This window comes from Halegenticoccus tardaugens (assembly GCF_004116405.1).
In the GTDB taxonomy this organism is placed as follows: Archaea; Halobacteriota; Halobacteria; order Halobacteriales; family Haloferacaceae; genus Halegenticoccus; species Halegenticoccus tardaugens.
Map to the genome: position 1 here is coordinate 262,940 of NZ_SDIC01000008.1, position 23,044 is coordinate 285,983.

Annotated in this window: 19 protein-coding genes and 1 pseudogene; 13 read left to right on the top strand and 7 right to left on the bottom strand. The window is 54.1% G+C overall.

What is annotated here, in order from left to right:
* Together C3L37_RS20095 and C3L37_RS20100 are read left to right on the top strand one after the other, a co-directional pair.
* Complete coding sequence (locus C3L37_RS20095) at positions 1–1,290, top strand: RNA-guided endonuclease InsQ/TnpB family protein (RefSeq protein WP_129116319.1); 1,290 nt, start codon at positions 1–3, stop codon at positions 1,288–1,290.
* A gap of 177 nt (positions 1,291–1,467) precedes the next feature.
* Positions 1,468–2,628 (top strand): site-2 protease family protein, encoded by a 1,161-nt coding sequence (locus C3L37_RS20100; RefSeq protein ID WP_129116320.1) that lies wholly within the window; start codon positions 1,468–1,470, stop codon positions 2,626–2,628.
* 135 nt (positions 2,629–2,763) lie between these two features.
* Here C3L37_RS20100 and C3L37_RS20105 read toward each other — a convergent pair whose 3' ends face one another.
* The 3 genes and pseudogenes from C3L37_RS20105 to C3L37_RS26060 form a co-directional block, all read right to left on the bottom strand.
* Positions 2,764–3,186 carry an FxLYD domain-containing protein gene (locus tag C3L37_RS20105; RefSeq protein WP_129116321.1) on the bottom strand — a complete coding sequence of 141 codons (423 nt, stop codon included), beginning with the start codon at positions 3,184–3,186 and terminating at the stop codon, positions 2,764–2,766.
* 562 nt (positions 3,187–3,748) lie between these two features.
* A complete protein-coding gene (locus C3L37_RS20110) occupies positions 3,749–4,987 on the bottom strand; it encodes an RNA-guided endonuclease InsQ/TnpB family protein (RefSeq protein WP_129116322.1) in 1,239 nt (412 codons plus the stop codon).
* A 425-nt stretch (positions 4,988–5,412) separates the two neighbouring features.
* Positions 5,413–5,541 (bottom strand): annotated as a pseudogene (locus C3L37_RS26060) (IS6 family transposase); the annotation flags it as partial.
* A gap of 136 nt (positions 5,542–5,677) precedes the next feature.
* Here C3L37_RS26060 and C3L37_RS20120 point away from each other — a divergent pair.
* The 3 genes from C3L37_RS20120 to C3L37_RS20130 all read left to right on the top strand — a co-directional run bounded on the left by C3L37_RS20120 (position 5,678) and on the right by C3L37_RS20130 (position 8,272).
* On the top strand, positions 5,678–5,971 hold the full coding sequence (locus tag C3L37_RS20120; protein WP_129116323.1) for a PadR family transcriptional regulator: 294 nt from the start codon (positions 5,678–5,680) through the stop codon (positions 5,969–5,971).
* Between the two features lie 748 nt (positions 5,972–6,719).
* On the top strand, positions 6,720–7,445 hold the full coding sequence (locus C3L37_RS20125) for a fumarylacetoacetate hydrolase family protein (protein ID WP_129116324.1): 726 nt from the start codon (positions 6,720–6,722) through the stop codon (positions 7,443–7,445).
* A 41-nt stretch (positions 7,446–7,486) separates the two neighbouring features.
* The gene (locus C3L37_RS20130; RefSeq protein ID WP_129116325.1) at positions 7,487–8,272 is read left to right on the top strand and encodes an SDR family oxidoreductase; all 786 of its coding nucleotides are present in this window, start codon (positions 7,487–7,489) and stop codon (positions 8,270–8,272) included.
* Between the two features lie 327 nt (positions 8,273–8,599).
* Here C3L37_RS20130 and C3L37_RS20135 read toward each other — a convergent pair whose 3' ends face one another.
* Positions 8,600–9,367: an IclR family transcriptional regulator gene (locus C3L37_RS20135; protein ID WP_129116326.1), complete on the bottom strand. Its 768-nt coding sequence runs from the start codon at positions 9,365–9,367 to the stop codon at positions 8,600–8,602.
* Between the two features lie 193 nt (positions 9,368–9,560).
* Between C3L37_RS20135 and C3L37_RS20140 the strand changes: the two genes are divergently transcribed.
* Positions 9,561–11,207 (top strand): thiamine pyrophosphate-binding protein, encoded by a 1,647-nt coding sequence (locus C3L37_RS20140; protein WP_129116327.1) that lies wholly within the window; start codon positions 9,561–9,563, stop codon positions 11,205–11,207.
* 4 nt (positions 11,208–11,211) lie between these two features.
* Here C3L37_RS20140 and C3L37_RS20145 read toward each other — a convergent pair whose 3' ends face one another.
* Positions 11,212–12,174, bottom strand: a complete 963-nt coding sequence (locus tag C3L37_RS20145; protein ID WP_129116328.1) for an NAD-dependent epimerase/dehydratase family protein — start codon at positions 12,172–12,174, stop codon at positions 11,212–11,214.
* Between the two features lie 96 nt (positions 12,175–12,270).
* Between C3L37_RS20145 and C3L37_RS20150 the strand changes: the two genes are divergently transcribed.
* The 5 genes from C3L37_RS20150 to C3L37_RS20170 all read left to right on the top strand — a co-directional run bounded on the left by C3L37_RS20150 (position 12,271) and on the right by C3L37_RS20170 (position 17,908).
* Positions 12,271–13,404 carry a mandelate racemase/muconate lactonizing enzyme family protein gene (locus C3L37_RS20150; protein WP_129116329.1) on the top strand — a complete coding sequence of 378 codons (1,134 nt, stop codon included), beginning with the start codon at positions 12,271–12,273 and terminating at the stop codon, positions 13,402–13,404.
* 2 nt (positions 13,405–13,406) lie between these two features.
* Complete coding sequence (locus C3L37_RS20155; RefSeq protein WP_129116330.1) at positions 13,407–13,991, top strand: hypothetical protein; 585 nt, start codon at positions 13,407–13,409, stop codon at positions 13,989–13,991.
* A 202-nt stretch (positions 13,992–14,193) separates the two neighbouring features.
* A complete protein-coding gene (locus tag C3L37_RS20160) occupies positions 14,194–14,520 on the top strand; it encodes a hypothetical protein (protein ID WP_129116331.1) in 327 nt (108 codons plus the stop codon).
* Between the two features lie 2 nt (positions 14,521–14,522).
* The gene (locus tag C3L37_RS20165; protein WP_129116332.1) at positions 14,523–16,046 is read left to right on the top strand and encodes a sodium:solute symporter family protein; all 1,524 of its coding nucleotides are present in this window, start codon (positions 14,523–14,525) and stop codon (positions 16,044–16,046) included.
* Between the two features lie 266 nt (positions 16,047–16,312).
* The gene (locus tag C3L37_RS20170; RefSeq protein WP_129116333.1) at positions 16,313–17,908 is read left to right on the top strand and encodes an N-acyl-D-amino-acid deacylase family protein; all 1,596 of its coding nucleotides are present in this window, start codon (positions 16,313–16,315) and stop codon (positions 17,906–17,908) included.
* A 38-nt stretch (positions 17,909–17,946) separates the two neighbouring features.
* On the opposite strand, the gene C3L37_RS20175 is transcribed toward C3L37_RS20170, so the two are convergent.
* Positions 17,947–19,086: an alanine racemase gene (locus C3L37_RS20175; RefSeq protein ID WP_228546392.1), complete on the bottom strand. Its 1,140-nt coding sequence runs from the start codon at positions 19,084–19,086 to the stop codon at positions 17,947–17,949.
* Between the two features lie 199 nt (positions 19,087–19,285).
* Here C3L37_RS20175 and C3L37_RS20180 point away from each other — a divergent pair, with 199 nt between their 5' ends.
* The gene (locus C3L37_RS20180) at positions 19,286–20,806 is read left to right on the top strand and encodes a sodium:solute symporter family protein (protein WP_129116334.1); all 1,521 of its coding nucleotides are present in this window, start codon (positions 19,286–19,288) and stop codon (positions 20,804–20,806) included.
* A 12-nt stretch (positions 20,807–20,818) separates the two neighbouring features.
* Here the strand turns inward: C3L37_RS20180 and C3L37_RS20185 are convergent, their stop codons facing one another.
* Positions 20,819–21,631, bottom strand: coding sequence for a creatininase family protein (locus C3L37_RS20185; RefSeq protein WP_129116335.1), 813 nt, complete (start codon positions 21,629–21,631; stop codon positions 20,819–20,821).
* Between the two features lie 114 nt (positions 21,632–21,745).
* Between C3L37_RS20185 and C3L37_RS20190 the strand changes: the two genes are divergently transcribed.
* Positions 21,746–23,038: an amidohydrolase gene (locus tag C3L37_RS20190; protein WP_129116336.1), complete on the top strand. Its 1,293-nt coding sequence runs from the start codon at positions 21,746–21,748 to the stop codon at positions 23,036–23,038.
* The last annotated feature ends 6 nt before the right edge of the window (positions 23,039–23,044 follow it).

Here is a 23,044-nt window from a genome sequence, read left to right on the forward strand (position 1 = left end):
ATGCACTACAACTACAAGTATCGACTCGACCCGCCAGAACCCCTCACCGAGACGCTTCTGCATCACGTCGATACTTGTAGGCAACTGTACAATCACGTCCTCTATCTGCTCAACGAGGCAGACGACATTCCCGCCCGCTACGAGGTGCAGGGACGGCTTCCCGACTTCAAAACGTGGTGGGACGACCTGACCGATGTTCACTCGAAAGTGTTGCAGATGGTCGTTAAGCGCGTCTACGACAACCTCTCCACGCTCAAAGCGCAGAAGGAGAACGGACGCGCCGTGGGGATGTTCAAGTGGAAACCGCCTCGGGAGTATCGGTCTCTCACCTACAACCAGTCCGGCTTCGAACTCAAGAATACGAGTGGTCGGCCTGTCTTGTGGTTGAGCAAAATCGGTGAGATACCGATTCACCTCCACCGAGACATCCCCGAGAATGTGACCATCAAACAGGTCACGGTCAAACGAGAACCCACGGGCGAGTGGTACGCCACGTTCGGCATCGACGTGGAGGAAGCCACGCCTGAAAAACCAGAGACGCCCGAGAAGGTCGTTGGTATCGACGTGGGGATTCTCAAGTACGCCCACGACACCGATGGGTACGCCATCGAAAGTCCCGACTTCAGCGACGAGCGCGAACGACTCGAACGCGCACAACGCGACCTCTCGCGGAAGGAACACGGGTCTGCGAATTGGGAGAAACAACGGCAGGTCGTGGCCGAACGACACGCCGACCTCAAGCGAAAGCGACGAGACTTCCTTCACAAACTCTCGAACTACTACGCGAGAGAATACGACCTTGTGGCCGTGGAGGACTTGGACGCGAAGGGGTTGGTCGAACTACCGGGCAACTCTCGTAACCGGGCGGGAACGGCGTGGGGAGCGTTCCTACGAATGCTCCAATACAAGTGCAAGCGCGAAGGGACACACTTCGTCGCGGTTGACGCGAAAGATACGACGAAGGAATGCGCGGCCTGTGGTGTCAAGACAGACAAGCTGCTGTGGGTGCGCGAACACTCGTGTCCCTCGTGTGGGTTCGAGGCGGACAGGGACGCGAACGCGGCGTGGAATATTCTTTCTCGCGGTCTTGAAAAGGTAGGAGTGGTTCACTCCGAATCAACGTCCTCAGAATCGCACCGCGATTCTGATGGGCTGCGAAAATCGCTACGCGATTTTCGAACGCCTGTGGAGACTGCGCTCCCTGTGGACACCGTTGTGTCTGCAAAGCGCGTCGTGGAAACAGGAAGCCCCACCCTCACGGAGCGAACGGCGAAAGCCGTGAGCGAGTAGGGTGGGGTAGTTCACCAGTGCCCTGTTCAGAGAATATTCGTTCTCAAGGGTTGGAGACAATAGTGGCCAAGTATAGTGTTGCCATCGTCGGATGAAATTGCTGGGGCGATACCGACCGAACCACCAACTTTTGATATCCAGGGATTACCTGATAGGGCTTGAGCCCATAGTAGCCACATGGCGAGTCTCCGTCTCGGTTCGCTGTTCGGCATCCCGATCAGATTGGGCGTTTCGTTCTTGTTGGTCCTCCCGCTCCTGGCTTACCTCATCGGTTCGCAGGTTGGCCTCACTGTGAACTTGATCAACGGGATCTTCGGGACCCCACTCGATCCTGAGCCGCTTACCGCGGGGTTGCTCCCCTGGCTCTTGGGAGTGGGCGCTGCACTCGGCCTCTTCGCCAGCGTTCTTTTGCACGAACTGGGTCACTCACTCGTAGCACGCCGGTACGGCCTTGAGACTGAATCGATCACGCTGTGGTTCTTGGGTGGTCTCGCACAGTTTGCGGAGTTGCCTGACAATTGGCGCCAGGAGTTCGCGATCGCCATTGCTGGCCCGATCGTTAGCGTCGCACTCGGGGTCCTGTTCTACGGGTCGTTCGAACTGCTCGCTGGTAGACTCCCCGCAGTTCGGTTCGTGATCGGCTACTTAGCGGTGCTCAATGTGGTGCTCGCGGCGTTCAATATGCTTCCGGGATTCCCGATGGATGGTGGGCGAGTTCTCCGCGCGGTGCTCTCGCGCAACCGGTCGCGCTTGCGGGCGACCCGCATCGCCGCTGCTGTCGGGAAGGGGTTCGCGTTCCTGCTCGGAATCGCTGGGGTCTTTACGCTTAACCTGTTCTGGATTCTCATCGCCTTCTTCATCTATATCGCCGCGACGAGCGAGACCAACCAGGAGGTTATGCAGGCGGCCTTCGAGGGATTGACCGTCAGGGAGATAATGACGCCGGCGGCCGAACTCGATACGGTGGCACCCGAGATGTCGATCGATACCTTGCTTGACCGGATGGTCCGCGAACGTCACACCGGGTATCCAGTCGTCGACGGCGATGACCTCGTCGGCATCGTCACGCTCGAAGACGTCCAAGAACGGGCATCCGACCGCCGAGATGATGCGACAGTCAATGACATCATGTCGACAGATCTGGTGACGGTCCGACCCGGCGGCGAGGCGACGAATGCGCTCATGACCCTCCAGCAGGAGGGTATTGGTCGGCTTCTCGTAACCGAAGGCGCCGGCTCGCTTGCCGGTCTGATCTCGCGGACAGACCTGATGACGGTCCTCGAAATCACCCAGTCCAGTCAATCGATGGCCGACACCCCACCGACGATCGAACGCTGAGTATGATTCATCGGGAGGGAGTTTCAACCCAAGGGCGGAGGATCGACCTGGTTAGTGATTTCGTGTTTATCCCAAAACACGCAACCAGAACAGCCATTAACCCGCAAACCTCCCGAAATCACCCGATTCAATATTTTACCTGTAGAACCAGGCGATAATCGTCACACTCTCGAATGGACTGGCACCCGTGTTTTCGACGGTCCCGTACACTTTCGCGTCCCAGTCATCAACGGTCAGCTCGGACTCAACGATCTCTAACGCGGCCGAATCGAATGCAGGCGCAGACCGCTCAGCATCAACACGGGCATCGACGCTATCGATCTCAGCGGCGTCGGCGTCTCCCCAGTACATAGTCACAGCTCGCCACGATTCGCCTGGCTGGAGGCTGTGGAGATACGACTCCTCTTCGGACAGGAGCTCCCCAGCAGCGTCGTAAAAACGCGTCTTTAGGGACACTCTGCCCGATACTCCATCGCCACCGTTCTCTACCGTGACAATGTTGTACGCGTCGATGCCAAAGTTATCCTCCAAGGCAAGCTCAGCCGACGTGACCGACACGCTAGCCCTCCCTTGCGTTTGTGGATCCTCCTCATCTTCTTCGACGGAAGTGTCTGCAGGAGTTTCCGTCTCCTCATCACCAGTCTCCTTGCGATGCTTCTCACCATCTTGGGAGGCATTCGGGGGGGGATCTTCCGCTTCTACCGTTGAGTCCGTGCAACCTGCAAGTCCAATGAGAAGGGCTGATCCTGCGAGACCAAGGTACCCTCGGCGAAAAAAGCCAGTCTTTGAAGTAGAAGTTACCCTTCAGCTTTCGAGCGCCACAGTACAAGCAGAGGCATTGTCTCGTTAAGCCAGATTGTGGAGCGAGCAGGTCGTTGAATTTCTTGTCCACAGATACTTGCAGACCGGCTCAGCGAGCCGGCGGCTTCATAGTTTGTCTTTTCGTTATTGTTCCAAATTACCTTAAAGATATTCAAGCGTTCTGAACATATATTAGTAAGTAAAATATAATAAATACATCCATAATATTAATGTTTGAATATGTGGTGATTGTTATCGTATGGCTCAAATTGAAGCTCATGCGGTCGATCATCCGCTTGACCCAGTGAACTACCCTGCCCTACTCGCTCACGGCTTGCGCCGTTCGCTCCGTGAGGGCAGGGCTTCCTGCTTCAACGACGCGCTGTGCAGGAACCGAATGGGTTCCCGTAGGGAGCGCAGTCTTCACAGGCGTTGATTCGGAGTGAACCACTCCTACGTGATCGAGTCCGCGAGCAAGGATATTGTACGCCGCGTTGAGGTCGCGGTCCACCTCGAACCCGCATGACGGGCATGAGTGTTCACGGACCCACAACGGCTTGTCGGTCGAAACACCGCACTTCGAACACTCCTTGGTCGTTCCTCGCGGATCGACCGCGACGAAGTGCGTACCTTCGCGTTCGCACTTGTATTCGAGCATCCGTAGGAACGTCCCCCACGCCGCAGACGCCCGGTTCCGGCTGTTCGACGGGAGTCCCATCAGCCCCTTCGCGTCGAGATCTTCGACGGCCACGAGATCGTATTCTCGCGCGTAGTATGCGGACAGTCGGTGAAGGAAGTCCCGTCGCTTCCGTTTCAAGTCGGCGTGACGACGTGCCACGACGCGCTGTTGGGTGCGATGGTTCACCGACCCGTGTTGCTTCCGCGAGAGCTTCCGTTGCTCGCGTTCCAACCGCTCGCGTTCCTCGGAGAGATCGAGTGACTCGACCGAGAACCCGTCCGAATCGTGAGTGTACGACAGAATCCCTACGTCGATCCCGACGCACCGCTCGGGACTCTCGGGTTTCGTCGGCGGTTCCCGGTCCATTTGGACGCCGAAGGTAGCGAACCACTCGCCCGTCGGTTCCTTCTTGAGCGTGACCTGCTTGAGCGTCGCGTCGTCGGGGATCTCTCGGTGAAGCCGTATCGGAATGTTGCCGATCTTGCTTAACCACAGTACGTTGCGACCGCCCTTCTTGTCGAGCTTGAAGCCGCGTTGACTGTAGGTGAATGATCGGTAGTCCCGAGGCGCTTTCCACTGTAGCGACCCGACGCTGTATCCGTTCCGCTTGAGCGCGGAAAGCGACGAGAGGTTGTCGTAGAGCCGTTCCACGACGACCTGTAGTGTGCGGGAGTATACGTCGGTGAGATCGTCCCACCACTGCTTGAGGTCCGGCAGTTCCGACCGAAGCGCGGACATTGACGGGATTCCGTCTCGGTCGTACTCGTTGAGCCGGTAGAGGAAGTGGTTGTACGTTTGCCTACAAATATCGCGGTGCCGGTCCAATTCCTCGCGATGAGCGTCGGACGGCGTGAGTCGGTACTTGTAGGCGTAGTACATCCGCTACTCTCGCTCCTCAATAAGTTGATCGAGTTGACTGCGAACGAACGACGAGAGGTTGAGGTGGTTTTCCTCGACCCACTCGGCTTGATCCTCGCGGATGGTGATGTTCTTCCGTCTCACGACATGCGCACTATGTGTATTCATGCGCATAAGTATTGCGGAACGTGGGCCTGTGGGACGGCTACCGAACACGTTTGAGAACTGTGCGGCGCTGTATCCCCCCTACGACCTCGCTTCGCTCGGTCGTTGAGGAAGGGGGCTTAGCGCCTCAATTCAGCTAACAACTGATCGCCCAAGACATTGTTTAATCTAGTCACTCTTTTGATATGTTTGGTCGGCGGTTCGCTGTCGGGGACTTGATAGCTAAGTAGGTGGTGTAGGTAGTCAAGCCAGCGCCGAGCCCTGACCTGACTGCCGTTTCACGTCTCGTGGAATCGTCCGATCCGCATCGTGAAGGTCTGAAACAACTTCTCAACGGCGTTTCGCTCCGAGTAATCAGGACTCCCGCTCAAATCGGTTTTTGCGAGGGCGGTCAGATACCCCATGCCATCTCCACATTCGGTGTGATAACAATTTCCCAACCTCCCAATCAACCAACAGAGACTCAAGACTCTTCTATCCATCGATCACTCACTCATACCACACAATGCTGACGATTATATCCTTGGGTGTTGTACCTTCTCGATGATGACCCTCTTCGACCTCAGCGGTTTTCAGCGCGACCTCCTCGTCGTCGTCGCTGGCCACGATCAACCCTCGGGCCAACAGCTCAAATCCGACCTCGAAGACGCCCGGGACGAAGAACTCTCCCACGGCCGCTTATACCCCAATCTCGACACCCTCGTCAACAAAGACTACGTCGAGAAAGGCGAAATCGATCGCCGCACCAACTTCTACCAGATCACCGACGAAGGCCGCACTGCACTCCGAGAACGTCGCGAGTGGGAAGCACAGTACGTGCGAGAGACCGCCCTCGTCTAACGGTGCAGCACCGTCACAGAACCTCCTTCGTCTTCAAACTCTGAATCCAAATCACGGGAATTTTTCCAAAGGTGTCCGGGTCTCCTCCCACTGTGCGTCGGGCTTGTTAACTAATTTCGAAATTATTTGTATAGTGAGGTATATTATAGATATAATTGGATTTTTTTTGGCCTCCTCCTTTTCGTTGGGTGTAGTGATCTGATCTCACAGAATCTCCTCTTGTTCTATGTAAAAAGACGAGTCTTCGTTTATCGACTCGCTATACGGGATACCTTGGCCTCAACATCCGCCTCACGTTAATAATCATCTTCATTGGCTCAATTACCCCAATACTAGCACTTGTCGATAGCATCAACGGCAAATTTACTTAGTGTATCTTATCAAATTAAATTTAAATGCTAAAATAACTTTTGTACCAATTATCCCCTCATACTCAACCTGCTCCAACCATACGATAGTACAACCTAAAATGTTCGTTTGAATCTCATAGTTCTGTCGGACTTCCGAAGTGGTGCCAAGAGAGTGATGACGTCGCCCAATGCCACTGGTGCTCGGCGAGATGGACGCAACTAGGATACAGGAGACACTTATGTCTGAGGTTCTCTTCGATAATCCTGAATCAGATAGAGAGGCTTTATTGAAATCTGCTGAATAGGATTCTTAGGTGCATCTCCTCACTGTTGCCGATCAGACTTCACACCGAGGTTCCAGACAACAGTATTATGAAGCAAGCCAAAAAGAGAAACCCATGCGGATTGCTCGCATACAGACTGCAGCGGGACCTGTGACCGGCAAATACGTTGATGGGGCGGTGAAGACCGAGGACGGAGACTCATACAGCGTGGGCGACGAAGGAACGTTACTCCCTCCGTGTGAGCCCTCAACGTTGTACTGTGCAGGTCGGAACTATCAGGATTACCTGGAGCACAAGGGAAATGAGCGTCCAACCACGCCGCATTTCTTCCTTAAGCCGCCGGCCGCACTCCTGGCTCCTGAACGGTCTATTCCATATCCGACGTTCGCCGAGGGGGTTGGCTACGCGGGGGAACTCGCGGCCGTGATGGGCGAGGATTCCCGTAACTTGAACACTGACGAGGCTCTCGACGTCGTTCTCGGCTACACCATCATGAACGACGTCGATGCGCTTGGTGAAGAGGGGGCCGGGATGAAGGTGTTCGAAGCCGCTGCCCCCCTTGGACCATGGATCGAGACAGACGTTGACCCTGACGGGCTGGACCTGGAAACCAGAGTCGGTGGTGAGATACGCCAGGAAGGGAACACCGGCGAAATGCTCTTCTCGGCAGCAGAGATCATCTCATTCCTCTCCAGTCGAATTACCCTTCATCAGGGTGACATCGTCGCCCTCGGCAGCCCTGCAAACCCGGGAGAAGTCGAGCCAGGCGAGGAGGTCGAAATTTGGTACGAAGGAATTGGTACTCTCGTGAACGATCTAGCATCACCAGATTCTCCTTAGACGTGAGAACTATGTAGGTAGCGGCTTCAGACCGAACTGCGATGGATTTAGGAATCGCGGACGACGCGGCTATAGTAGCGGCTTCAACCAGTGGACTGGGCAAAGCAACGGCAACTGCCCTCGCACGGGAGGGGGCAAATGTGGTCGTCAACGGGCGAGATCAGGAGAAGTTAGACACCATAGTTGCGGAACTCCGATCGGTCGGCAGCGGGGACATCGTCGGAAAGCAAGCCGACCTCACCGATGCGGACGATATCTCCGATCTCGTTGAGGCGGCTGTCGACGAATTTGGCGGTCTCGATCATCTCATCACCAATGCTGGCGGTCCGCCCAGTGGCCCCTTCATGGAAATGAACGATGAGGAGTGGTATGACGCGTTCGATCTCCTCGTGATGAGTGCTGTTCGACTCGTCCGTGAGGCAGCATCCCATCTCAAGGAGGGGGGTGGGACGATCACCAACATCACCTCCATGACGGTCAAGGAAGCCGCGGATGGACTCATTCTATCGAACTCGGTTCGGATGAGTGTTATCGGCTTAGAGAAGACGCTCTCGAAGGAGTTCGCGCCCGACGTACGGGTGAACGCGGTGCTCCCCGGCTCACACGAGACCGACCGGACGCGAGAACTTGTAACTCAGGGAATCGAACGCGGGGACTACGAGGACTACGAGAGCGGGCTCAAGGAGCGATATGATGATATTCCCCTGGGAATCGGCGATCCGATGAACCTCGGAGATACTGTGGCATTCCTCTGTTCTGAGCGGGCGAGCAACATCACCGGCGTGGCCCTCCCAGTCGACGGTGGGCGGAGTCACTCTAATCTTTGAATTCGGGGGATCGACACCTCCAACCTGTCCCTCGTGAGTTTTTATATCGGTGTACACACTGAACGAGGAACGGCTTCGTGCTCGATGAGTGAGATTCAATGCTGGTTGGTCTCTGTTCTACTATAGTGTAGGACCTGTCGTCCTGACGCGACTCGTTACGTACGTAATCCTGTAATGGAGGGGTAGAGAATCCGTTTGAATACTATACATCGTTGAAGTAGGAGGTGTTGTTCACTGCTCGTTCGAGTACGTTCGGTATCGTTCGGACAACGAGAGGCCTGACGAAATCGATCGTACACAAAACAAGTGTAGAAAACATCCCGCCTGTTACGCAAATCGGTAGTTGATCTCGATCGCCTGCGCAGCCCGCTGCACCTCCTGGGGAAGCGTCTTCTCGAATCGCTCTCCTTGTATGCGCGTACAGGGACCCGAGATGCTAATTGCGCCGACCGAGATGCCTTGGTCGTTCTTTATTGGGGCTGCCACACAGCGCATTCCCTCGATCCCCTCTTCGTCGTCGAACGCAACCCCAGTCTCACGAACACGTTCGAGTTCGTCGACAAACGCCTCCCTAGATGTGATAGTGTATTCCGTCATCGCAGGAAGCCCGTCTCTGTCGAGAATACGATCAACCTTCTCCGATGGCTGGTAGGCTAACAGTGCCTTACCGATGGCGCTTGAGTGGAGGGAGACTCGCGTTCCAACGCGGGAGCTCGTTCTAATTGCTCGGTCGTCGGTCTGTTGGTAGATGTAGGTGCCGTGGCCATTCTCTTCGACTAACACCTGACTTCGTTCTCCCGTCCCATCGACGAGCTCATCTACTTCGTCGACCGCCATCTGGTAGAGTCGGTTAGATTTCTGGATGACGTCGCTGAACCAGAGAAACTGTAGTCCAAGTCGGTACTGGTCGTTCTCGTTCACTACGTACCCCCGATTTGTCATCGTATTCAGATGATTGTGAATCGTACTCTTTGAGACATTGAGTTCCTCGGCTAATTCGGTGACGCCTACCGTGTTCCGCTCGCCAATCTTCTCGAGAATGTTTAACGTCCGGTCGACCGACCGAATAGTTTTCCCGCCTTGGTTGGAGCTCATCTGTATCGACTCGCTTCGTAATGGACTACTATATGTTTGCTGTTCACTTGCATCGTTAATTCGTTCACCAAAGGTTGATTAGCGTTGAGGAGCGGTTATCATTTTGCTCGGCCAACGAGGGGGATATCCATGGCACGAGTCTGTGGACCTGCTTTACCCAAAATGATAAATGGTCTGTTTCAGATTAGTGAGTATGGCAATCAGCGACGCAGTTATCGATCTATTAGTGCAAAAGGAGATAAACACCGTGTTCGGTATACCGGGCACGCAGACGCTCCCGCTTAACAAGGCGATTGAGGCGACGGATGAACTCAGGCATATTATGGCGCGTCACGAGACCGCAGTGAGTCACCAAGCGTGGGGCTACACTCAGACAAGCGATAGAATGGCAACGACGCTAGTCGTCCCTGGTCCAGGTGACATGAATGCGATGAATGGCCTCAAGAACGCACTCAACGATAACGCACCGCTACTCCATCTCTCGATAGAAACGGACCCGGAAATTCGCGGTGGCGACGGAATTCATGAGACGCCCCATGATACCTACGACAACGTCGTCAAGGAGAATATCCTCGTCGAGACGCCCGAGAGCACCATCGCTGCCGTTGCAGAGGCGATTGACATCGCACAGACACCCCCCCAGGGTCCCGTCAGAGTCGGAATTCCCCGATCGTTCCTAGGAACAGACGAAGAGAAAGCAGCAGCAATTGGTAGTTGGGACTGTGAGCGAACACCGTCCTTGCCAACAGCCGCCGTCAAGGAACTCACTGCGTTATTAGCTAACTCAACCTCGCCCGCCATCATCGCTGGAGGCGGCGTTCGAATTGCAGACGCTTCACAAGAGCTTCGAACTGTGGCAGAAACGCTTTCTGCCCCGGTTTTCGTGACTACAAAAGGGAAGGGCGTATTCCCAGAGGACCACCCGCTGTTCGCCGGCGTCCTTTGGGGTGGGGCGAGTGCAGCCGTTCGTGACGAACTGGCGGCCTCAGATGCGACATTCGCTATCGGGTCTGACCTCGACGCAGTTGCGACGAACAAGTGGGAGTTCGATCTTCCGAACCTACTGCATGTGACGCTTGATCGCGACGATATCGGTGGGTCACGAAACGGATATGATCCTCAGTTCAGCCTCATCGCCGACGCGAAAGCGGTCCTTGAGTACCTGAACGAGGCGCTCGACAACGATACCGCAAGGGGAGAGACTCGAGCCGAAACTGTTCGGACTGCCGAGGCTGCAGCCGTCGAGCCGCTTCGTACAGTAGATGAGCCGCCACTTAATTCAGTAGCTGCGCTCAACGTTGTCCGAGAGGCTGTCCCCCGAGAGACAATTATCACAGCTGATGCGGGTGGATCACGGCTCTGGACAGTTGTCACATTCGACGTTTATGATTCACACAGTTACGTCAATCCTGGCTCGTGGGCGTCTATGGGGACTGGGCTCCCGGCTGCTATCGGTGCAAAGGTTGCAAATCCTGATCGTCCAGTGGTCTCGCTTATCGGAGATGGTGGTCTAATGATGTGCCTTCATGAACTCCACACAGCGGTAGCTGAAGGCGTGGATGTCGTAACTGTTGTGTTCAATAATGGCGATTATGCCATCATCAGTGATGGAGCAACCTCAGAGTTCGGCATTCGAAGCCAGGCATACGGGTGGGAGAAGGCCCCAATTGATTTTACCACGGTAGCTACGGGGCTCGGAATGGAGAGTTTCTCCGCCAGGACTCGAGAGGAAATATCGTCGGCGATATCGACTGCACTGAGTCGTGATAAACCGACGCTCGTCGAGATTACCACTGATCCACTTGAACCACAGACGGCCGAGTGGATGCGTGATCACTGACCCACTACTCGGGGCCGACCTTCCGTAACGTCTGGAGGTAATCACTCACCGCAGATGTGGCATCGTACCGTGGCTCGAACGCGAACTCATGGCGGAAGCGAGAGTCATCGAGCGGGGCCGGAAGAACAGGATCAGCACCCTCCCGAACCTCGATAGTAGCGTCTTCGTGAGCCTCGGCCGCAGCTAATTTGGCGAGTTCTCGTACCGTTACGGTGTGGCCGTAGACGTTGTATACATCGTTGTCAAACGAGTCGGCTTCGAACATCTCCACGAACAGCGGTCCAATATCACGTTCGTACAAAAGATCCCAGGTGGTGTCGCCGTCTTCGAGGGCGATAGTACCACCCGATGCCGCGGCGTTGAACAGCTCAACGATGAACGGCTGCGCGCCGGGATACCGATTCGGTCCGTAGATCAATGGCAGGCGGATTCCGGCAACATCGAGGTCATACTGTTCTCGATAGTGTGAAGCCTGGTACTCATTCGAGACCTTGCAGGCGCCGTAGAGCGACTCCGGAGCCGTCGGACTTTCCTCATCGACTGGATCGATGGCTAGAGCCTCGTAAAACGCCGGCGGCCCATACACGACGGTCGATGATGCCCAGACAACAGAGTCAATGTCGAACTGACGGGCTGCTTCGAGGATGTTGTTGAACCCCTCAACATTCGTGTTCGACGCCTCATAGGGATTTGTCTCTGCTGAGTCGAGCAAGCCTTTTTCGGGTGTGCCGTAGTATGCGAGCTGAATAATCCCCTCCACGTCATACGTTGTGAGAACGTTAGAGAGTGCGGCAAACGAGCGCATATTTTCCCGTTCCACTGACAGTCTTGCAGTTCGTGAGGCACGCGAGCGTAGCGCCTCGCTGGGGGCAAGATCGAACCCGACCACCTCATAGTTACGGGCCAGCAATTCGTCGACGACGTACGTTCCGAGGTATCCAGATGCGCCGATGACTACGACGGTCATACAAGCGAAAGCTGGGCGAAGGATAGTAAGTATTGCTTCGAAGGCTATACCCCCGCCGTGCAGTATCTATAAGTGTGAGTGTGAATAGCAATGGGCATGGAAGTCGAGGCGATAGAGGCGATACCACTCTCATATCCGCTTGGCAAGGGACATGGCTACGGGAGCGCACGTGGCACTGTTGAACAACGTACGTCGACGCTCATCCGAGTCATATCGACAACAGGGATGGTGGGGTGGGGTGAAGCGTTCGGTCCACCACAGACGATCTCAACGCTCGTCTCAGAACTCCTCTCCGACATCGTTGTTGGCATGGATCCCTTTGAGGTGGAGTCCCTCTGTGAGAAGAACTACGCTGGTCTCTACCATTTCGGGTCAAGCGGCTTGTTGCAAAGTGCAGTCAGCGGTGTTGACGTCGCTCTTTGGGACCTTCTCGGCCGAGAGCTTGGACAGCCAGTTGCGCAACTGCTCGGTGGATTCGAGCGAACTGAGGTCACCCCATACGCCTCGACGATGTACATCACTGACTGGGAACAGAATCCAGCAGAACCGATCGAGGAGGCAGCCAGGGAGGGGTTCACCGCGGCGAAGATCAAGATTGGACGCGGTCTGGAGGACGACATCATACGCGTCCAGACCGCCCGGGAGGTGCTTGGCGACGATGCGACTCTTATGGTAGATTTCAACGGGAACTACCGACCGGAGCAGGCGATCAGCGTCGCCAAGGAAATCGAGCCGTTTGACATCTACTGGCTCGAAGAACCGGTTCCCCCAGAAAACCATTCAGGTTATCGAAAGGTGAGCGCTGCTGTGGATATTCCAGTAGCTGCAGGCGAGGCAGCGTACGCCCGTTTCGATTTTGCTGACCTTATCCAAGAGCGAACTATTGATATCGCCCAACCGGACGTCTGTAAATGTGGCGGACTCTCCGAGGCACGGTTCATCGGCAAGCTAGCCACAATGGAGAACGTCCATGTTTCGCCGCACGTCTGGACAGGCGCTGTCGGTATCGCCGCGAGTCTCCAGTACGCTGCAACTCTCCCATCGTACCCCCATTCAACGAACGTGCCTGAACCATTCTACTTCGAGTTCGATCGGGCAGAGAACGGCCTTCGTACTAACCTACTCGCCACCCCGTTCGATCCGACAGATGGGTCCCTCGAGATTCCTGATGGCCCAGGACTCGGCATTGAGGTGGACGAACGAGTAGTCGAGGAGTACCGTATCGACTGACCATGAACGACGCCGATTCACCCATGGTGGATGACGATGCGGTGGATTCTGGTAAGAATCCACAACACCCGTCTGCGGCGGATGGGTCGTTCGAAATCGTCACTCAACCACGGACGATTTCGAACGACGAAGCCAGAAAACGTGTTATGAGCAGCTTCTCTCAGAAGCTTCGGTCTCTTCGTCCTTCTCGAGCCGTCAAGCAAACCACGCTCCGATATAAACCCTACTTCGAGTTCAAAGCGACGCTGCGGAAGAGAATTTTCCGCGGTGACGATGATATCTATCATGGTGCAATTGTCGTCGACGGGTTAACGGGTGTCGCTCGACCCATCCTGAAGGAGCAGGTCGAGACGACGGTCGAACGCATCCCCGAAAATAACGTTCTCAAGCCGGATATTGACGAAGGAACTGCCCGAAACAGGGCCAATCGGAATCGAATCAAGGTCCAACAGCGCGAAAGTGGACGGATCGAACTCTGTGACGAGCCATCGTTGGTATACAAACCGCTCTGGCTTGTCGAGCTCGGCAATGACGTGGAAGTCGTCGATGCAACCAATGGACAGGTGTTCGCAGGTCGTCTTCTCTAATTCGCTTTCCTGAGGATCGTTTGGATACGAACCTGCTGCGGTTCGAGGCGAATGTTGCTACTAAGGAACGTTAGCAGAACAGAGATGGTTAGTTTCAACTGAATTATATTGAATACATGGGGAACTATTATGCTACGGCAATTGAATCCATGTAGTGTGCTGTCAAGTGGAATCCAGAGATTCCTCCCGCAGTGAGTAAACCATGAGTAATCCGGAAACCGAGTCATCCGACACGGTTACCGCAACGAACGTGCAGAGGTTGGAGTCAGGGTATTTCGACCACATGCAGTCGTTACGGGAGCAGGTGCCGGTCGGAGAGTACATCGTAGAACCGATAACAAGTAAATTGGCACTCCTTGCAATGCTGGTAGCGACGGTGGTAATGCTGGTGTTGTTTCCACTGACGATGTTTCGGTCGTTTTCACTCGTCGTTATCGTAGTGTGGCTCGTCGTGTTCGTCATCTGTAGCAAGGTGTTTTATGAACGCGTCATTGTGCCGAAGGAGGAGGCCGAAACCTGGAGGGATTAAGGATGGCAAAGAGCCTCCTCTCTACTGAAGGGATTATCGTCCTCGTCTATCTCGTGGGAATCTTCCTGATCGGTATTTGGGGCGCACGGAAGACCAAAAACTTCCGCGACTACTTCAGTACAAGCAACCAACTTGGGATGATCGTCCTGGCAGGAACAGTGTTGGCGACACAGTGGGGAGGGGTGACCCTCCTCGGTATTGCCGGATACGCATATCAGCACCTCTGGATGGGTGTTTGGTACTCATTGGGGGCCGTGGTCCGCTTCCTATTCTGGGCACTCCTGATGGGGCTGGTATTACGGAAAGTGAACGCCTTTTCGATCTCCGAGTGGTTTGGAATCCGGTTCGACAACAAGAACGCACTGGTGATGACGGTGCTCAATCTCGTCGTGAGTATCGGGTTACTCGGCGCACAGTTCGTTGCCTTTGGATCCATCATCACCGTGTTCTTCGACGTTCCCCTCACCGAGAGTATCGTCCTCGGTGCCATTGCCGTGGTTGTGTACACTATTATCGGCGGGATGTGGGGAGTCGCCTATACCGATGTTGTCCAAATTGCCGTCTCTGGTGCGGCCGCCGTTGGGATGGTTATCTACCTTCGATTCACGGAAGGCGGATTTTCCACGCTCAGGACGTCAGCTGCCTTCCCTGATGGCTACTTCAATGCGATGGAGATAGCAGCGCTAGGGGACTTCACCGCAGGTTGGTTTTTCTTCTTTACAATCATCGGCCTCTGGACCGCAGATATGTTCCTGAATCATAACATGCAGCGAATGGTCAGCGCTCGAAACCTCAGAGTCGCCTACTGGGCGCCCATTTTCGGTGGGATGAGTTACATGCTCATCGCGTACATCTCCCCGGCAGTCGGTGCGTACGCCCGCGTCGTCCTCGGGACCGGTCTCGAGAATCCGGACTTCGCCTTTCCGATGCTGGCACAGGAGTTACTTCCAGCCTGGGCGGCCGGGTTTGTCGCCGCAGCATTACTAGCGGTTGTTATGTCGAGTGGAGACAGCTACCTCCTCGGTCCGTCAACGCTGGCCGCGAACGACCTCTACCGTGCCTACCGGCCGAACGCCTCGGACGAACACATCTTGAAAGTGGCACGGTTCATCACGCTCATCTATGGCAGTGTGGCCCTGCTAAGCGCACTGTTCTTCCAGACCATTATCGGCCTCATCCTGACGTTTCTGACGATTGGGTGGGCGATCATCCCCGCCCTTTGGGCCAGCGTAGCGTGGCGCCGAGCGACGCCGAACGCGGTCTTCGCAAGCATGGTTCTTGGCGGTGGAGTAAATGCACTCCTGATGTTGAGCCCCCCTGCGGTCTTCTCCGGTATGCCGCCGTACTATGTTGGCTGGATCGGCTTCCTCTTAGCAATCGTTATTCTGCTCGTCGGAAGCATCTTAGAAGGAAAGTCGGCCGTCCCGGAGAATGTCTTAAAGCGTACAGTAACCGATGGCGGAGTTACGAAGGAGGAAGATTTAGAGGTCCGCGCAAAGTCTGCTATGGAGAAAATTCATTACTGAATACTGATTCCACCTTTCTGATGGCACTGTCTAGTTAGTAATTTCACGAGGGCGGGGTTGCTGTCGAAGAGATTAATCACGTTGATTTTAATTTAGATATTATGATAATTATATGGAATGAACGATTCTACAATCAAAGATAGACTTTGGCACTGTTTGATGGAGGCCAAACCTGTGCAATCGTCGTTCGTTCTTAGCCGTTTGGAATCTCACACGGTATCAAATAAAATGAGTACGTATTTTCCACCTCGCGATGAACATACAGTATGACAGTTGACACCGTCATCCACAATGCAAGGATCGTAGATGGGACTGGGGCGCCGTGGTGTCGTGGTGCAGTTACGATTAACAATGGTGAGATTGACGAAATATATCAGCGAAGAACCCCACGAGTATCTGCTGACACGAAACTCGATGCCGAAGAGATGGTTGTCTGTCCGGGATTCATCGACACGCATTCTCACTCTGATTTAGAGCTATTTTCAAACCCAACGTTAGCTCCAAAAATACGGCAAGGAATCACTACAGAGGTGATCGGCCAAGACGGCTTTTCGATGGCTCCACTGTATCGCGACGACACAGAGGCGTGGGAAACACATCTGAGCGGCATTAGTGGCCGACTCAATAGAGATTGGACGTGGAATTCTACTGGGGAGTATCTCGAAGCAATTGACCGCCAAGGGACTGCACCGAACATCGCGACGCTAGTCGGACACGGAACGATACGGTTCAACATTCTCGGGTTTGGAGACTCAAATCCGACTGCAAACGATCTCTCTCAGATGACTGATCTCGTTACTGAAGCGCTCGATGAGGGGGCTGTTGGGCTTTCGACGGGACTCGTCTATACTCCCGCTCGCTACGCAAGTACGAACGAAGTCTGTGAACTAGCATCGCAACTTGAACCGTATGGACGACCGTTTGTGGCTCACATTCGAAATGAACGTAGACAAATTTGGGAGGCTCTCGACGAATTCATCGATATTGGCGCTGAGGCAGGCATCCCGCTCCACCTATCGCATTTCAAGCTCGCTGGACCGGCACAGCAGGGAAAAGTGCAGCGTGCAAAAGGTATTATCGAAGCGGCACGAGAGCGGGGTGTCGACCTCACAGTCGAGCAGTATCCATACACAGCAGGGAGCACGACGCTCACGAACGTCCTTCCGCCGTGGATTCAAACTGAAGGGCCGAACCAAACGCTCGCATACCTACAGGATGAGCAGTCCCGAACCCACATTCGACGCGATATTTCTGAGTGGCGAATCGATGGCTGGGAGAATCGAGGCGCATACACGGGCTGGGAAAGTATCGAAGTGACGAGTATTGCGTCCGAAGCTCACAAGTCGATTCAAGGAAAGAGCATTGCCTCGATCGCCGATTCCCGTGACACCGATCCCGTTGCAGTTGTCTGTGATCTTCTCGTTGAGGCGGAGCTTGAAGTTGGAATGCTCCTCCATCAATTAACGGAAGCAGATGTGCAGGACGTCCTCGTTAATGAGCGGGTGAACGTTGCGACAGACGGACTATTTGGAGGCCGACCGCATCCGCGTGTTTACGGGACATATCCGAGAGTCCTTGGGCGGTACGTCCGTGAACTGAACATCCTTACGCTCGAAGAGGCCATTCGGAAAATGACATCCCTTCCTGCTCGCTCAATGGGATTTGAGACAAAAGGGGTGCTGCGCCCGGGCTTGGACGCGGATCTAGTTGTGTTCGACCCTGCGACAGTCGATTCGAATGCAACGTATAACCGACCGTGCCAATTCCCAATCGGAATCCATCATGTCATAGTTGACGGTACATTCGTCGTTCGCGATGGCACTGTGACTGGCGCCCGCCCCGGGGAAGTGCTCACGAAATAGTGACCAGTGATTCCGTTTGAAAACCGTAGAGTAACGAACTACTTTACTTTCCCGCGTGCTTGGACGTCCCAGAGTTCTTCGACGCAACCATCCCGAACCCCAACAATCGTGTCGTGCAGATTGATCGTCGTACAGACATGCGGAACGATGAATTCGATTCGGTCGCCGATATCAACAGGGTCACTACATTCAGTAGTGTCGATCCAGCCGTGCTCTTCGGACGCATTTACGTATTTGATATCGTCACGGTGTTTGGGAACAGGATATTGTGGCTTATCCATCGAGAGTGACTTGCTTCCGGCATCGACGATAGCTCGGTCTTCAGATGGTTTGGAAATCACTGTCGAGATGACCGTGGCTGCGCAGTCCGATTTGTCAATGTCAAATGGTCGATGTTCGAGCTCTCCCACATCCATGAACGGATACATTCCTGGATTAATCTCGGTTACGACAGGGTGTTTACCGCTGTACTTGGACGTCGCCGTCCCCCCTACTTTCACCTCTTCGACGGGGATTCCTTCTGCTTCGAGAAGTTCGACTGTGTTTTGTGCTTGATCCATAGCCTCGGTGCAGTACGCTTCGTACTCGGTCTGGGTTTCAGCCTCCGACTTGACGTGGGCCTCGTATGAGAGGAGCCCACGAAAGTTCAAGTTTGATTGCTCACGAATGAGTTCTGTCATTGTAAGTGCGGGCTCCCCTGGCGAAACGCCAGTTCGATGTAAACCCACGTCAATTTCAAGAATCACGTCAATTTTCACACCATGGTCTGCAGCCACGTCCTGGAGCGGCTTGATATTACCCGGGCCATCGACCGTTGTGGCGAATCGGTCGAGTTTTTGGGCTAACCAAACCAGCCGTTTCAACTTTTTCCGGCCGACAACCATGTAGGAGAGATAGATATCGTCGATGCCGTTTTTTACCATGACCTCAACTTCACTGAGAGTTTGACAGACAATCCCGCTATTATTGGCATACTCACTCTGTCGTTTCGCAAGCTCGGCGTTTTTATGAGTTTTAACATGTGAGCGAAGCCTGACGTTATGTTTTTCAGCGAACGTAACATACCCTTGAATGTTTGTCTCCATCACTTCGAGGTCGATTACGAGAGCTGGTGTCTCTATCTCGTTTCTCGGCATATGGAGTGGTGGCTGCATCTCCGCCGTGGTAGGAACTGGCATGAGAGGGATTCAGATGATCATTATAAAAGTCTTTATGAGTCTAGCAGGCAGCGTTTTTCTCTAAAGGTCAAGCTACGACCTACTATTGTCATCCACATATTGTTTAGACAGCAGCATACGATATATGTGATAACGTACCTAGAGTAAACTAGCGTACAATACCGGAATTTATTTAGACCCCTCCTTGATATGCTATCTCATGGTTCAAACGATTGTCGGTGGAATTGTTACAGTTTACATAATTGGAATGCTCGGTATCGGTTATTATTTCCACAAGAAAGGAATGTCTGATCTTGAGGATTATTTCCTAGCGGGGAAGGGTGCATCCTGGTACCTGGTTGCGTTGTCCTTCTTTGCGACTGGAATTGGTGCAGGTGGGACAATTGGTCTTTCAGCGGATACGTTTGACGGCCAAAGTATTGCAGCATTTTGGAGTTACGGAATTTCGATTGGGAGTTTCTTCATCGTTGCTGCCCTTCTGGGACATAAACTCCCCAGTACGCAGAACATCACGATCCCTTCGATGTTAGAGGACCGATACGACGAGAAAACACGGGTCGTCGCTGTCCCTTTTTATATTCTTAGGTTTGTGAGTACCCTCGGTGCCCAGTGGTTAGCGGCTGGGACAATCATTAGTTTCGTTCTTGGAGACCTCATCACTCTTGAACAGGCTGCCCTACTCGGTGCGATCATTATCACAGGCTATACTGTCTTAGGCGGTATGTCCGCGGTCATGTGGACAGACTTCATTCAAGGGATCATCCTTTTTATCGGTCTTTGGATAGTCGCTATCTTTGGCATCGTTGAGTTGGGCGGCTGGTCAGCGATGACATCTGAAGTATCGGCAACAGCACCGCAGGCGTTTGATCTCTTTGCGATGGAATGGACGTTAATTGCTGGATACGTTGTCACTCTCGTGCCAACGATGCTAGTACGGCAGGGGTACCTCCAACGGATCATGTCCGCACGAAGTGATCGTGACGGGTTCGTCGGCACGACGCTCAACGGTGTGATTGGATTTGCGTATATTCCGGTGCCGCTTATTATTGGCGTGATGGGCCTTGTTCTGTATCAAAACATCAATGATCCACAACTCCTTATGCCGCAGATGGCAATCGATCTTCTGCCTGTCTGGCTTGCTGGTCTCGTTCTAGCCGCACTCGCGGCAGCAATAATGAGCAGTGGCGATAGTTTCCTTCTGTCGGGCGCGTCCAATATCGTCGACGACATCTATCTTCGATATCTGAATCCGGATGCTAACAACGAAAAACAACAGAGAGTCTCTCGGATTACCGTTATCGGTTTGATGGTCGTATCACTCGCACTCGCAGTGGTCGTTCCGGGGATCATCGACCTCATCGTCTTCGGAGCTGTTGCGTTGACTGGCGGTGTGCTTGTCCCGTGGCTTGCCGTCTTTTACTGGCCTCGTGGCACGTCAGATGCTGCATTTTGGAGTCTCGTTGTTGGCGCAGGACTAACCGTCGTTTGGTGGTGGGCCGGCTATTTTGCCGACACGTCCGAATTTATGGGTCTTCATCCAGTGTTCATCGGACTCCCGCTATCAATCATCCTGTTTTTCGGAATATCACTGGTTCAGGATCCCGAGTACGACAAGGTACTGGAGACTGCACGTAAGCATAACCTCGAATCGCTGGAAAGGCGCACGCTCAACGCGATGGACAAGCACGATGATGAACCGGGCGCCGTCGCCGATGACTGAGTAACCTATCCTCTACGCGTGTCCTGTGTTCTGCGTGTGAATTTCACAGAGGAGGTCTCCTAATTCCGATTGTAAGTGCTCGAATAGCTGTCGACCTTTGTCTGCGGTCGCAAGTTCGGGGGCGCCAATAGCCCCCGACTGACTGTACTCATCGAAGGTTCTGTATACCGCGAGCGGACCGTCTACAAAGAGATCCTGTCGACCGAGTTCGTACGGTTCGTCACGGCGCGTCCCCGTGATTCGGTCACGCTCTACAAGTTCCGGATGGACGTGCAGCATGAGTGAGGTTTCTAATTCACCACCGTGAGAGATTCCACCTGGGTCGCTCTCTCGGATGTCATCAATCACCGTCTCGGCGAGATGAAAATAGGTCAGGCCAAGGATTTCACGATCGGGATGGCGGTCACCGACTTCAGTAACACCATCTGATACAACCGACATATTTCCGCCATGCCCATTAAGGAATAGCAATGCATCAAAGCCATTTTCGAGGGCTGTATCGGCGATTTCCGAAAGTGTACTAAGAAGCGTAGTTGTCCGTAATGAAATTGTTCCGCCAAACGGAAGATGGTGTGGCGAACGCCCGGACCAGACCGTCGGCATAACGAGAACGGGGACGGACCCACGTACCTGCGCTGCGCCAGCGTGAGCGACCGATTCGACAAGAAGTGTGTCTGTAGACACAGGCAGATGGTGACCGTGCTGTTCTGTGCTCCCGACCGGTACTATTACCATTGAACCGTCTTCCTCGGCGGTGTCAACGATATCTGGATACGATTTCGACATCCAGGCAACCGGTGACATCGGGGGTGTGTTCTGTCCCATAGTCGGAGACACGATTTTAGATGGACTAAAACAGTAATGATCGGTGTTGACTGTCACTCGCTGTACGTTACCTGTTCGCGAATGTTTTTGTCGCTTGTTTCAACACAATCGTGTATGGCCGCGATCAACGAGTTTTCGCTGGCGGAATTACGACGTGACCTTCATAAGTATCCTGAGGCGGGGTGGAAGGAGTTCCGCACTACTGCACTCGTTGCTGAAGCGTTGGACACGCTCGGATATACCCTCTACCTCGGAGCTGACGCGGTCGACGTCGACAAACGTCTGGGCGTTCCAGACGATGACGAAATACACCGTGCTCGCGCTCGCGCTCTCGACAAAGGTGCCCCTGAGACGTATCTCGACCAAATGGGCCCCGTTACAGGGCTTATCGCTGAGAAGACGTTCGGTGACGAACACGCTCCAGTTGTGGGTATTCGTGTCGACATGGACGCGCTCGAAATGACTGAGGCTAGCGACTCAGATCACCGGCCTGAACGTGAGGGCTTTGCAAGCCGTCATCCCCATGAAATGCACGCATGTGGTCACGACGGCCATACAACAATCGGCGTTGGCATTGCCCGCGCACTTGAGGGAACTGACACGTTCACTGGGACAATCAAACTCTTCTTCCAACCAGCAGAGGAGGGAGGGCGCGGAGGCCTCCCAATGAGTACAACCGCACATCTCAATGGTGTAGATTATCTCATTGCACTTCACCTTGGTCTTGATAACGAAACTGGAAAAATCATCGCAGGATACGATCGTCCACTCTCAAATGCGAAAATCGACGTGATGTTTCGCGGTGAATCAGCTCACGCCGGGAAGGCGCCCAATGAGGGTCGAAATGCACTCCAAGCAGCGACTACCGCAATTCAGAACCTCTACGCCATCCCCCGGCACGAGGAGGGCGCAACGCGTATCAATGTCGGACAAGTCCGCTCCCCGAACGCTCAGAATGTAATTTCCGACCGCGCAGAGATACGACTCGAGGTACGGGGAGAAACGGCCAATCTGAATGAGTATATGCTCGGCTCTGCCAACCGCGTGATCGAACATGCCGCCGGAATGTACGATGTCGAGTATGAGACAGCACTGTATGGGAAGACCACGACGTTTGAAGCGGACGACGAACTCGTCACCATGGTCGCCGAGGGAGCTCAGTCACTTGACTCAGTCAACACCACCGTCAAACGAGCCCAGATTGGCGCGAGCGAAGATGCCTCCTATCTGATCAAACGTGTGCAGGAAGAAGGCGGACAAGCGACCTATATTGGAATCGGTGCAAGCAACGTCTCCGGCCACCACACTTCTCGGTTCGACATTGACGAAGACGCGCTTGAAATCGGTGTCAACGTCGTTGTCACTACACTTGAACGTCTTTCTACGGCGCAGAAAACGACGTTTTGAGTTCCT